General features: G+C 71.5%; 14 protein-coding genes. 1 reads left to right on the top strand and 13 read right to left on the bottom strand.

Annotated elements, in window-relative coordinates:
- Positions 1 to 118 precede the first annotated feature (118 nt).
- Genes AB0D28_RS08455 through AB0D28_RS08445 form a run of 3 tightly spaced genes read right to left on the bottom strand, consistent with a single transcriptional unit; the run spans position 119 to position 3,447 of the window.
- A complete protein-coding gene (locus AB0D28_RS08455; RefSeq protein WP_357383564.1) occupies positions 119 to 1,081 on the bottom strand; it encodes an aldo/keto reductase in 963 nt (320 codons plus the stop codon).
- A gap of 39 nt (positions 1,082 to 1,120) precedes the next feature.
- A complete protein-coding gene (locus AB0D28_RS08450) occupies positions 1,121 to 2,800 on the bottom strand; it encodes an ATP-binding cassette domain-containing protein (protein ID WP_357383562.1) in 1,680 nt (559 codons plus the stop codon).
- 41 nt (positions 2,801 to 2,841) lie between these two features.
- Entirely contained in the window at positions 2,842 to 3,447 is a 606-nt protein-coding gene (locus AB0D28_RS08445; protein ID WP_357383560.1) for a methyltransferase, read from the bottom strand.
- 125 nt (positions 3,448 to 3,572) lie between these two features.
- Between AB0D28_RS08445 and AB0D28_RS08440 the strand changes: the two genes are divergently transcribed.
- Positions 3,573 to 4,778, top strand: coding sequence for a hypothetical protein (locus AB0D28_RS08440; RefSeq protein WP_357383558.1), 1,206 nt, complete (start codon positions 3,573 to 3,575; stop codon positions 4,776 to 4,778).
- 7 nt (positions 4,779 to 4,785) lie between these two features.
- On the opposite strand, the gene truA is transcribed toward AB0D28_RS08440, so the two are convergent.
- From truA to map, 10 genes are all read right to left on the bottom strand, one after another.
- Complete coding sequence (gene truA, locus AB0D28_RS08435) at positions 4,786 to 5,619, bottom strand: tRNA pseudouridine(38-40) synthase TruA (RefSeq protein WP_357383556.1); 834 nt, start codon at positions 5,617 to 5,619, stop codon at positions 4,786 to 4,788.
- Between the two features lie 70 nt (positions 5,620 to 5,689).
- The gene (gene rplQ / locus AB0D28_RS08430; protein ID WP_013288611.1) at positions 5,690 to 6,250 is read right to left on the bottom strand and encodes a 50S ribosomal protein L17; all 561 of its coding nucleotides are present in this window, start codon (positions 6,248 to 6,250) and stop codon (positions 5,690 to 5,692) included.
- A gap of 34 nt (positions 6,251 to 6,284) precedes the next feature.
- Positions 6,285 to 7,307 (bottom strand): DNA-directed RNA polymerase subunit alpha, encoded by a 1,023-nt coding sequence (locus AB0D28_RS08425; RefSeq protein WP_007073009.1) that lies wholly within the window; start codon positions 7,305 to 7,307, stop codon positions 6,285 to 6,287.
- A 95-nt stretch (positions 7,308 to 7,402) separates the two neighbouring features.
- Entirely contained in the window at positions 7,403 to 8,029 is a 627-nt protein-coding gene (gene rpsD, locus AB0D28_RS08420) for a 30S ribosomal protein S4 (RefSeq protein ID WP_073828936.1), read from the bottom strand.
- A 14-nt stretch (positions 8,030 to 8,043) separates the two neighbouring features.
- Positions 8,044 to 8,451 carry a 30S ribosomal protein S11 gene (rpsK, locus tag AB0D28_RS08415; protein ID WP_013288613.1) on the bottom strand — a complete coding sequence of 136 codons (408 nt, stop codon included), beginning with the start codon at positions 8,449 to 8,451 and terminating at the stop codon, positions 8,044 to 8,046.
- A gap of 18 nt (positions 8,452 to 8,469) precedes the next feature.
- Positions 8,470 to 8,850, bottom strand: coding sequence for a 30S ribosomal protein S13 (gene rpsM, locus AB0D28_RS08410; RefSeq protein WP_013288614.1), 381 nt, complete (start codon positions 8,848 to 8,850; stop codon positions 8,470 to 8,472).
- Positions 8,851 to 9,059: 209 nt separating this feature from the next.
- Complete coding sequence (rpmJ, locus tag AB0D28_RS08405; protein WP_012184307.1) at positions 9,060 to 9,173, bottom strand: 50S ribosomal protein L36; 114 nt, start codon at positions 9,171 to 9,173, stop codon at positions 9,060 to 9,062.
- A gap of 92 nt (positions 9,174 to 9,265) precedes the next feature.
- Positions 9,266 to 9,487: a translation initiation factor IF-1 gene (infA, locus tag AB0D28_RS08400; protein ID WP_007073013.1), complete on the bottom strand. Its 222-nt coding sequence runs from the start codon at positions 9,485 to 9,487 to the stop codon at positions 9,266 to 9,268.
- A gap of 232 nt (positions 9,488 to 9,719) precedes the next feature.
- A complete protein-coding gene (locus AB0D28_RS08395) occupies positions 9,720 to 10,253 on the bottom strand; it encodes a DUF1707 domain-containing protein (RefSeq protein ID WP_357383581.1) in 534 nt (177 codons plus the stop codon).
- A 91-nt stretch (positions 10,254 to 10,344) separates the two neighbouring features.
- Complete coding sequence (gene map, locus AB0D28_RS08390; protein ID WP_357383552.1) at positions 10,345 to 11,199, bottom strand: type I methionyl aminopeptidase; 855 nt, start codon at positions 11,197 to 11,199, stop codon at positions 10,345 to 10,347.
- Between the last annotated feature and the right edge of the window lie 48 nt (positions 11,200 to 11,247).

Below are 11,247 nucleotides of genomic sequence, written 5' to 3'. Positions count from 1 at the left end.
ATCACCCGCTGCCTCAAGCGCTACATCGCCCGACAGCTCTACCGCACCATCACCAACCACCACCGAACCACTTGACAACCCCCACTCACAGATCGACGCGCGGACGGTGGAGCGGGCGTCAGAGGATGGCGTCCAGGGCCTCCAGGTCCTCGTCTGAGGGCTGCCAGGTTCCCGCCTCGGCGTTTGCCTTCACCTGCTCTGGGGTCGTCGCGCCGGCGATCACGGAGGTCACGGCGGGACGGGCGGCCAGGCCGCCGATGGCCACCTGGAGCATGCTGATGCCGCGCTCGGCCGCGTACGCCTCGATCGCCTCGATGACGTCCCAGCGCGCGGCGGCCAGCCGTTCGGCGTACCGGCCGCCACCGGCCAGCCGGCTGCCGGCCGGGGGCGCCTCGCCCCGCTTGTACTTGCCGGTGAGCAGCCCGTTTGCGAGCGGGAAGAACGGCAGCATGCCCAGGCCGAACCGCTCGCAGGCCGGGATGACCTCGTCCTCGACGCCGCGTTCCAGCAGCGAGTAGTGGTTCTGCGCGGAGATGAACCGGGTACGGCCCTGCGACGACGCGGTCCAGTCGGCGTCGGCGATCTGCCACCCGGCGAAGTTGGAGTTGCCCAGGTAGCGCACCTTGCCGGCGGTCACCAGGTCGTTCAGCGCGGCCAGCGTCTCGTCGATCGGGGTGCCCGGGTCGGGCTCGTGCATCTGGTACAGGTCGATGTGGTCGGTGCCGAGCCGGCGCAGCGACGCCTCGACGGCGCGGGCGATGTAGCGGCGAGCGCCCCGGGCGCCGTGGTCCGGCCCGTTCGCGCCGTTCATGTCCATGCCGAACTTGGTGGCCACCACCACGTCGTCGCGGCGGCCCTTGAGCGCCTGACCGAGCAGTTCCTCGGAGGCACCCTGCGGCTCACCGTAGATGTCGGCGGTGTCGAAGAAGTTGATCCCGGCGTCGAGCGCGGCGTCCACCACCGCCCGGGTGCCGTCGAGGTCGAGCTTGCGGCCGAAGTTGTTGCAGCCGATACCGACAACGGACACCACGAGCCCGGAGTCGCCCAGCCGGCGGAAGGTCATCTCACTCACGAGATCCACCCTATGCCCGCTCCCCGGGGCCCACCCTCGGGTAGCAGCTCAGCCCACGTCCCAGACCGGCTCCGGTGTCTCCACCACGTCGCCGTCGCCACGGAACAGCACGAACCGGTCGAAGGTACGGGTGAACCACCTGTCGTGGGTGACAGCGACGACCGTTCCCTCGAACGCGGTCAGCCCGGCCTCCAACGCCTCGGCCGAGGCCAGGTCGAGGTTGTCCGTCGGCTCGTCGAGCAGCAGCAGCGTCGCCCCGGACAGTTCCAGCAGCAGCACCAGGAAGCGGGCCTGCTGCCCGCCGGAGAGCGTGCCGAACCGCTGGTCGCCCTGACCGGCCAGCTCGTACCGGGACAGCGCCGCCATCGCGGCGTGCCGGTCCATGCCGGCCCGGTGGTCGTCGCCGCGCCACAGCACCTCGACGAGGGTCTTGCCCATCAGCTCCGGCCGGTCGTGGGTCTGCGAGAAGTGCCCGGGCCGGACCCGCGCGCCGAGCCGGACCACGCCGCCGTGCGCGACCGGCGCGAGCGCGCCCGCGCCGTCGACAGGCGTGTTGCCCGGCTCCGGGTCGGTGCCGCCGCGCGCCAGCAGCCGCAGGAAGTGCGACTTGCCGGTGCCGTTCGCACCGAGCACCGCCACCCGGTCGCCGTACCAGAGTTCCAGGTCGAACGGGTATGTCAGGCCGTCCAACTCCAGCTGCTCGGCGATCACCGCGCGCTTGCCGGTCCGCCCGCCGGTCAGGCGCATCCGGATGTCCTGGTCCTTCGGGGGTACGGGCGGCGGCCCGGCCTCCTCGAACTTGCGCAACCGGGTCTGCGCGGCCTGGTAGCGCGACGCCATCCCGTCGTTGTACGCGGCCTTCTGCTTGTACATCAGCATCAGCTCGCGCAGCTTCTGGTGTTCCTCGTCCCAGCGTTTGCGCAGCTCGTCGAGGCGGGCGTGCCGGGCCACCCGCGCGGAGTGCCAGCTCGCGAAGCCGCCCGGGTGCACCCAGGCGCTGCCGCCCTCCACCGCGACGACCCGGTCGGCGGTCTGCGCCAGCAGTTCCCGGTCGTGCGAGACGTAGAGCACGGACTTGGCCGACTCGCGCAGCCGCGCCTCCAGCCAGCGTTTGCCGGGTACGTCGAGGAAGTTGTCCGGCTCGTCGAGCAGCAGCACCTCGTCGGGGCCGCGCAGCAGCAACTCCAGCGCGAAGCGCTTCTGCTGGCCGCCGGAGAGCGTGCGGACGGGCCGTTCCCGGGCGCTGTCCCACGGCAGGTCGAGCACGATGGTGGCGACGGTGTCGAAGAGGACCTCCGCGTCGTACCCGCCGGTCTCACCCCAGGCGGCGAGCGCCTCGGCGTACGCGAGCTGGGTCTTGGCGGCGGCGGAGCTGTACTTGCCGCGAACCTCGGCCGCCCGCATGGCCGCCTCGGTCCCGGCGAGCCGCCGCCCGGCGTCGCGCAGCGCCGGCGGGGCGAGGGAGAGCGCCAGGTCGGCGAGCATGGACTCGTCCCCGATCATGCCGATGAACTGGCGCATCACGCCCAGCCCGCCGGAGCGGGCGATCGCGCCGGTCTTCACCGGCAGGTCACCGGCGACCATCCGCAGCAGGGTGGTCTTGCCGGCGCCGTTGGGGCCCACGAGTGCCACCTTGGCGCCCTCACCGACCCGGAACGACACGTCGCTGAACAGCTCACGCCCGTCCGGGAGGATGTGCCCGGCCCCTGCCACGTCCACGTATCCCACGCGGGCATCCTGCCCGAGCCGGACCGGTGGGCGACACCGGATTACCGGGTGACCCGTAGCACCCGGTAGCCCTTCTGGCTGGCGTGCCGTTCGACCGACCAGCCCTGCTCGACCAGCCAGCGGTGCAGCGAGTCGCCGCCGAGGTGACGGGCGACGACGAGCCAGGCCACGCCGTCCGGGGCGAGCCGGGGCAGCCAGCGCCGCAGCAGGCCGTGCAGTTCCGGCTTGCCGATGTGGATCGGCGGGTTGGACCAGATCTGGGTGAACGTGACGTCGTCCGGCAGGTCGTCCGGCGCGACGGCGCGTACCCGGTCGGCGGCGCCGACCCTTGCCGCGTTGGCGGTGGTGAGGGCGCGGGCCCGTTCGTTGACGTCCACGGCCCAGACGGTGGCCTTCGGCGCGACAGTGGCGAGGACGCAGGTGATCGGGCCGAAGCCGCAGCCGATGTCGAGCAACGCGCCGGTGACGTCGGCGGCCGGCAGGTCGGCCTTGCGCAGCAGCACGGCGGTGCCCGGGTCGAGCCGGTCGGCGGAGAAGACGCCGCCGGCCGAGCCGAGTGTGTAGTCGCGCCCGGCGACTGTGAACTCGACCTCGCGCGGGCGGGCCGGGGTCGAGGGCTCAGCGGTGAAGTAGTGGTCGCCGGTCACGCGGGCATTCTCGCACCGGGCCGCAGCGGTTCCGGCGACGGTGTCACAGGTAGGGTTCGACGCCACTCCACCAGAATTTTCCGATATTACCCCTGAAAGGGACAATCAGTCCTACTCTATGCCACATGGTGTACCGGTACGAGTCCGATGAGGACGCCTTCCTGGAGTACCCGAAGCCCGGGTCGGCCCCGAACGGGCCATCAGCCGTGCCGCCCCCGCCCGCGGGTCCGTCACGCTCCCGCTTCCCCACGCCGTCGCTGCCCCCGCCGCCGCGCCCCACCGCGCAACCCGCGCTGCCGCCGGCCGGCGCGGCCGAGCAGGGCAGCCCCGACGAGCAGGCGGCCGACGACCGTGCCCCGATGCCGGCGCCACCCGCCCCGGCACCCACACCCGGACGGCCCGCGCCACCACGGGAGCCCTCCCCGGTGCCGCAGCCCGCACCGCCGATGCCGGCGCCCGTACCGGCCGCGGCGAACCGGCAGACAGTGCCGATCCCGGTCGGCCCGACCGCCCGCGCCGCCGCCATCGAGCCGCCCCGGACCCGGCGCGCCGAGCGCCGTGGCGGCGGCCGGTTCTGGCAGACGCTCGTCGGGGGCGCCGCCGTGCTGCTGCTGCTCTCGCTCACCGGGCTCGCCGTCGCCGCGCTGCTGGACGAGCGCACCGCCGAGCCGCCCGCCGCCCAGCCCACCCCGCAGCCGACCGAGTCGAGCACGCCGTCCGGCGGCACCGACCTGGACTCCCGGGACACCGACCAGGCGTCGCTCACCGCCAAGGAGGTCTTCCCGGTCAAGGACCTGGTGGTCGCCGACGAGAAGCCGGCCTACCGGGTGCTGAAGACCCAGGCCAGCACGAAGTGTCAGGTCGCGGCCACCGGCGAGATCGCCGACCTGCTGGTCCGGCTCGGCTGCAACCAGGTCGTGCGGGGCACGCTCCGCTCCCCCGACGGCGACCACCTGATCACCGCCGGTCTGTTCAACCTCACCGACGTGGCCACCGCCCAGCGGGTACGCGACCGCATCCGGCCGCTGCTCGACGCACGCCAGGGACGGTTCCGTGGCATGGCGGCGGGCGACGGCACCGAGGCGGTGGAGAAGGCCGCGGCCCGGGTCGCCTGGCAGGTACGCGGACACTACGTCGCCTACTGCCTGGTCACCCGCGCCGACGGCGAGCGCATCCCGAGTGACGACGCGACCGCCCGCGAGATCATGTACGACCTGGTCGAGCTGCACCTGAACCGGGGTGTGCTGGATCGCCGCGCGGCAGCCGGAACGGCCGGGCAGCCCGACGCGGACGCGGCCGACGACAGCGCCGGTCAGCGGGGCACCGACTGAGCCGCGCTCAGCCCTCGGCCACCGGCACCCGCAACCGGCGGGTCTCCTCGGCGCGGCGGGCGTACTCGGCCGGGTCGGCCGGGTAGCCCACAGCGACCAGGGCGAGACCGTGCGCGGGCGCCACAGTCACCTCGCTGGAGCGTTCGCGGCGGGTCAGCAGACCGGCGGGCCACTGAACCGGCCGCCGCCCGTCGCCGGCCACCAGCATCGCCCCGACCAGGCTGCGCACCATGTTCTGGCAGAACGCGTCGGCCTGCACGGTGGCGACCAGGATGCCGTCCGGGTCACGCCGCCAGTCCAGCCGGGTCACCTCGCGCAGTGTGGTCGCGTTCTCCTTGCGACGGCAGTACGCGGCGAAGTCGTGCTCGCCCACCAGCCCGGCGGCGGAGGCGTTCAGCGCCGCCAGGTCCAGGGGCTTCGGCCAGGCGAGGGTGTCGCCGCGGCGCAGCGGCTCGGCCCCCCACGGGGCGTCGGTGACCCGGTACTCGTAGCGCCGGAACGTGGCCGAGAACCGGGCGTCGAAGTCGGCCGGCACCTCGGTCATCGCGCGTACCCGGACGTCCGGCGGCAGCAGCCGGGCCAGCCGGCGAAGCAGGCGCCCCTCGTGCTCGCGCCACACGGGAGTCGGCAGGTCGAGATGGCAGACCTGCCCGGTGGCGTGCACCCCGGCGTCGGTGCGCCCGGCCACTGTCAGCCCGGTCGCCGTGCCCACGCCGAGCACCAGGTCCAGCGTCTGCATGAGCACGCCGGCCACTGTGCGCCGGGTCGGCTGGGGCGCCCAGCCGGAGAAGTCCGTGCCGTCGTACGAGACGTCCAGCCGCAGCCGGATCCGCTCGTCCACCTCGTACCTCCTGTCGACGGCGACGGGCCCGGCACCCCCGAGGGGATGCCGGGCCCGGTCGAGCCTGATCTCAGGCCTTGTCGTTCTCGGTGGCCTCGTCGCTGTCCTCGCGGGCGGCGGCGGTGTCACCGGACGCCGAGACCGGCGCCTCGGCGTCCTGGTCGCCGGCGCTGGAGCGCGGGGTCTCCTCGGCCGGGGCCAGGGCCTCGACCTTGTCCTGCTGCGCGGCCTTGCGGGCGGCGGTCTTCTTGTTCGCCTTCGGCTCGGCGACCTGAAGCTCCTCCACCAGCTCGATGATCGCCATCGGAGCGGCGTCACCCTTGCGCGGACCGGTCTTCACGATCCGGGTGTAGCCACCGTTGCGATTGGCGTACCGGGGCGCGATCTGGTCGAACAGGGCGTAGACCACGTCCTTGTCCTTGACGACGCCCAGCACCCGGCGGCGCGAGGCGAGGTCGCCGCGCTTGGCCTTGGTGATGAGCTGCTCGGCCAGCGGACGCAGCCGCCGGGCCTTCGTCTCGGTGGTCTGGATCTTGCCGTGCTGGAACAGCGCGGTGGCCAGGTTGGCCAGCATCAGCCGCTCGTGCGCGGGGCTGCCGCCGAGGCGGGGGCCCTTGGTGGGCGTGGGCATGCTTGGTGCTCCTCAGGTGTGGCGGCAGCGCGGACTAGAGCTGCTCGGTCTCGCGGTAGTCGTCGGTGTCGTAGTCCGCCTCGCCGAAGGCGTCCACGACGTGCGCCGGGTCGAAGTTCGGAGCCGAGTCCTTCAGCCCCAGGCCCATCCCGGCGAGCTTCATCTTGACCTCGTCGATCGACTTCTGACCGAAGTTGCGGATGTCGAGGAGGTCGGCCTCGGTACGCCCGATGAGCTCACCAACGGAGTTGATGCCCTCGCGCTTGAGGCAGTTGTAGGAGCGGACGGTCAGGTCCAGCTCCTCGATCGGCAGGGCCAGGTCCGCAGCCAGCTGGGCGTCCTGCGGGGACGGCCCGATGTCGATGCCCTCGGCCGTCTCGTCCAGCTCGCGGGCGAGCCCGAACAGCTCCACCAGCGTCGAGCCGGCCGAGGCCAGCGCGGTACGCGGGCCCATCGACGGCTTGGTCTCGACGTCGATGATCAGCCGGTCGAAGTCGGTCCGCTGCTCGACACGGGTCGCCTCGACCCGGTACGTCACCTTGAGCACCGGCGAGTAGATCGAGTCGACCGGGATCCGGCCGATCTCGGCACCCGCCTGCTTGTTCTGCGCCGCCGTGACGTAGCCGCGCCCCCGCTCGACGGTCAGCTCCATGTCGAGCCGGCCCTTGCCGTTGAGGGTGGCGAGCTTCAGGTCCGGGTTGTGCACCGAGACACCGGCCGGGGGCTGGATGTCACCGGCGGTCACGTCGCCCGGGCCCTGCTTGCGCAGGTACATGCTGACCGGCTCGTCGTGCTCGGAGCTGACGCACAGCTCCTTGATGTTCATGACGAGCTCGACCACGTCCTCCTTGACCCCGGGGATCGTGGTGAACTCGTGCAGCACACCGTCGATCTTGATCGAGGTGACAGCCGCACCCGGGATGGACGACAGCAGCGTACGCCGCAGCGAGTTGCCCAGGGTGTAACCGAAGCCGGGCTCCAGCGGCTCGATGGTGAACCGGGAACGGGTCTCGTTGATCGACTCTTCGGAGAGAGACGGTCGCTGGCTGATGAGCATCTTTTCTCTTCTCTTCCGGGGCGCCCGCTATTTGACGCCCACGACACAACTGTTCCGGTGGCCCGCCCCGGAGGACGGGCCACCGCAACGAGCCCTTACTTGGAGTAGAGCTCGACGATCAGCTGCTCCTGGACCTGGGTGTCGATCACCTGGCGGGCCGGGAGCGAGTGCACGAGGATCTTCATCTGGCTCGGGATCGCCTCCAGCCACGCCGGAACGGTCCGCGAGCCGGCCTCACCCTGCGCCACGAGGAACGGGGTGAGCTCCTTGCTCTTCGCACGCACCTCGACGATGTCGTGCTCCTTGACGCGGTACGACGGGATGTCGACCTTCTTGCCGTTCACCGTGAAGTGACCGTGCTTGACCAGCTGACGGGCCATGTCCCGGGACTTGGCGTAGCCGGCCCGGTAGACCACGTTGTCCAGCCGCGACTCGAGGATCTGCAGCAGGACCTCACCGGTCTTGGCTTCCTTGCTCACGGCCTCTTCGTAGTAGCCGCGGAACTGCTTCTCCAGCACGCCGTAGACACGACGGGCCTTCTGCTTTTCACGGAGCTGGAGCAGGTACTCCGTCTCCTTCGTGCGGCCGCGGCCGTGCTGCCCGGGCGGGAACGGCCGGGACTCGAACGGGCACTTCGGACCATCGCACTTGCTGCCCTTGAGGAACAGCTTCATCTTCTCCCGCCGGCAACGGCGGCAGTCAGCACCGGTGTAACGAGCCATCTCTCTCTAACCTCTCAGACCCGGCGACGCTTCGGCGGACGGCAACCGTTGTGCGGCTGCGGCGTGACGTCGGAGATCTGCCCGACCTCGAGGCCAACTGCCTGCAGCGAACGGATGGCGGTCTCCCGGCCGGAGCCGGGACCCTTGACGAACACGTCGACCTTGCGCATGCCGTGCTCCATCGCGCGGCGCGCGGCGGCCTCGGCGGCGAGCTGCGCGGCGAACGGAGTCGACTTGCGGGAGCCCTTGAAGCCCACCTGGCCGGACGAGGCCCAGGAGATGACCGCACCGGTCGGGTCCGTGATGGACACGATGGTGTTGTTGAAGGTGCTCTTGATGTGCGCCTGCCCGTGGGCGACGTTCTTGCGTTCCTTGCGCCGGACCTTCTTGACGGCGGCTCCGGCACGAGCCTTCGGTGGCATAAGTCTGTGCGCTCCTAGTTACTTCTTGCCGGGCTTCTTCTTGCCGGCCACGGTCCGCTTCGGGCCCTTCCGGGTCCGCGCGTTGGTCTTGGTGCGCTGGCCACGCACGGGCAGACCACGGCGGTGCCGGATACCGGCGTAGCAGCCGATCTCGACCTTGCGGCGGATGTCAGCGGCGACCTCGCGGCGCAGGTCACCCTCAACCTTGTAGTTGCCCTCGATGTGGTTCCGGAGCTCGACGAGCTCCTCGTCCGTGAGGTCCCGAACGCGCTTGTCCGGCGAGATGCCGGTCGCGGCGAGCGTCTCCAGGGCGCGGGTGCGACCGACCCCGAAGATGTAGGTGAGCGCGATCTCCATCCGCTTCTCGCGGGGGAGATCCACGCCGACTAGACGTGCCATGTGCGGGCGTACTCCTCGTGATGTTGTGGCGGAGGTGTGGACCCGCCCCACCCCGCTACCGACCGTCCCTGTCCTTCCGGCGTCCACGACGCCGGCGACCGGGACCGGTCGCTGCCCGAGCGGGCCCCGGCCTCCGACCGGGGGTCAACCACGAGGGGTACGCACTGCGTACCAACCGCGGCTGGGGCGAGTTGGTGATGTGTGGGGCGTCAGCCCTGGCGCTGCTTGTGGCGCGGGTCGGTGCAGATGACCATGACCCGGCCGTGCCGGCGGATCACCCGGCACTTGTTGCAGATCCTCTTGACGCTCGGCTTGACCTTCACGGTTGCCTTACTTCCCATCTGGCCCGGAGACGCGACGCAGCGCGACCCGGACGTCGAAGACGGACACGGGAACGTCCCGGCCGCCGTCAGGCTTACTTGTAGCGGTAGACGATGCGCCCGCGGGTCAGGTCGTACGGCGAGAGTTCGACGACGACCCGGTCCTCCGGCAGGATGCGGATGTAGTGCTGCCGCATCTTGCCGCTGATGTGAGCCAGCACCTTGTGGCCGTTCGCGAGCTCCACCCGGAACATGGCGTTCGGCAGGGGCTCGATGACCCGACCCTCGATCTCGATGGCTCCGTCTTTTTTCGGCATGTACTCCGCTGTCCTGACGTCGGTTGCTCCGGACGGCCCACAACGTCTTACACGGGTGAACTGACCAAGATCAGAAAACCCGCGCCAGCCGCGGCTCCGACTCCCACCGAAGCGCAGGGTGGGCATGGCGGAGTGGACGCTGTGCGCCGATCTGAAAGTGTACGCCGACCCGCACGCGCTCGCCAAACCGACCGGCGCGACGGTCACCCGGACGACTCAGATATGACGCAGGTCACGCGTCGGGCAGCTCCCGCTTCGCCGCTCGCCGGGCATCCCGTTCGACCCGCTTGCGCCGCCTGCGCTCGGCGTCCCGCTCCGGCACCCCGGTGGCGAGCCCCTGCGCGGTCTGGTAGAGCACCACGGCGCCCCACGGGCCGAGCACCCAGAGCGGCCAGTAGTCGTCGAACTCACCCTCACCGAGCTGGGATACGAACCAGATCGCGGTGAGGATCAGGCCCACCTTCAGCCAGGGCCCCCAGAGCCCCAGCAGCCAGGCGCCGCGCGCACCGCCCGGGTCCACCGGGGCCGGGGCGGCCGGCGGTGGCGTCACGGCGCTCTCCCCGGCCGCGCGGGGCACCGGCAGGGGACGCCCCGCCGGCCCGGTGCCGGGCAGATCGGTCAGCAGCTCGTCCAGCTCGCCGTAGGTCTTCGACGCGTACGTCCGGCGCAGCCGCTCGTCGTACTCGTGCAGGTCGAGCCGGCCCTCGTTAAGCGCCGCCCGGAGTTGCTCCGCGGTGGCCTCCCGATCCACGTCGGCCGCTCGCATCCGGTTGCGCTCCTCCATGGGAGCAAGCATGGCATCCGACCGCCAGCCAGGCACGGCGTGCCCCGCCACGCGGGCGGGCGAAACCCGCCGGTCAGGCGGCCGGGGAGTCGACGGAGGTCTGCCGCGCGGTCACCAGGTCGCCCAGGCGGGCCCGGCCGCCGTCCTCGGCGGTCAGCACCCACACGCCGTCGTCCAGCAACGCCATCGAGTGCTCGACGTGCACCGCCATCGACCCGTCCCGGGTCACCACGGTCCAGCCGTCGGACAGTTCGACGGTACGCGGCGAACCCATCGTGATCATCGGCTCGATCGCGAGCGCCATGCCCGGCACGAGGCGCGGGCCCTTGCCGGGACGCCCGTGGTTGAGCACGTGCGGGTCCTGGTGCATCTCGGTGCCGATGCCGTGGCCGCCGTAGCCGTCGACGATGCCGTACCGGCCGCCCTTGCGGACCGCGCTCTCGACCGCGTGGGAGATGTCGGTGAGCCGCCCCTTGCCGGAGGCCGCACCACGCGCCGCGGCGGCGATCCCGGCCCACATGGCGTCCTCGGCCACCGCCGTCATCCGCAGCAGGGCCGGGTCGACCTCGCCGACCGGCACCGTGACCGCCGCGTCGCCGTGCCAGCCGTCCAGCACCGCCCCGCAGTCGATCGAGATCAGGTCGCCCTCGCGCAGCACCTGCTGGGGCGACGGGATGGCGTGCACCACCTGCTGGTTGACCGAGGAGCAGATCGACGCCGGGAAGCCGTGGTAGCCCTTGAACGAGGGCACGGCACCCGCCTCGCGGATGGTCGACTCGGCGATCGCGTCCAGGTCAGCCGTCGACACGCCCGGCGCCACCGCCTCCCGCATCCGGCGCAGGGCACGGGCGACGACCAGACCGGCGGCCCGCATCAGCTCGATCTGCTCGGGGGTCTTCAGCTGGATGTCCAGCTGGGGACGGCGCATGGTGGTGATTACCTTTCGTCGCGCGTACGCGGAGCAGCGGGGCACGTC

This window comes from Micromonospora sp. NPDC048169, from assembly GCF_040652815.1.
Taxonomy (GTDB): domain Bacteria; phylum Actinomycetota; class Actinomycetes; order Mycobacteriales; family Micromonosporaceae; genus Micromonospora.
This window is presented reverse-complemented; position numbering and strand designations above follow the sequence as displayed.